Source organism: Pseudomonas sp. P129, assembly GCF_020312195.1.
Lineage (GTDB): Bacteria > Pseudomonadota > Gammaproteobacteria > Pseudomonadales > Pseudomonadaceae > Aquipseudomonas > Aquipseudomonas fragariae.
Genome location: NZ_JAGPYS010000052.1, coordinates 1 through 302, shown reverse-complemented (window position 1 = coordinate 302; position 302 = coordinate 1). Strand labels below are relative to the sequence as shown.

1 protein-coding gene is annotated in these 302 nt (G+C 51.3%); it reads right to left on the bottom strand.

The genetic code is table 11. The features are described from left to right. A partial coding sequence (locus KBY02_RS26685) for an IS3 family transposase (protein WP_225650870.1) occupies positions 1-302 on the bottom strand: 302 nt, incomplete at both ends.

The following is a 302-nucleotide window of genomic DNA, read 5'->3' as shown; positions in this document are numbered from 1 at the left end:
CACCGTCTTGTGGTTCACAAGATGGCCCGCCCTGCGCAAAGCTGCCGTGATGCGACGATAGCCATACCGGCCCTTGTGCTCGTAGAAAGTTGCCCGAATCAGGTCTTTCAGCCCGGCGTATTTGTCATCTACCAGCAGTACCTTTTGTTGATAGTAAAAAGTGCTGCGTGCCAGACCGGCAAACTTCAGCAGGCCGTCCAGAGAATGTAAAGGCCTCAGTTCCATCACGATTTGCGCTTTTTCTGCTGCGCTATTCGTTGCTTCTTCTGAACCAAGGCATCGAGCTTTTTTAGATAATCGAC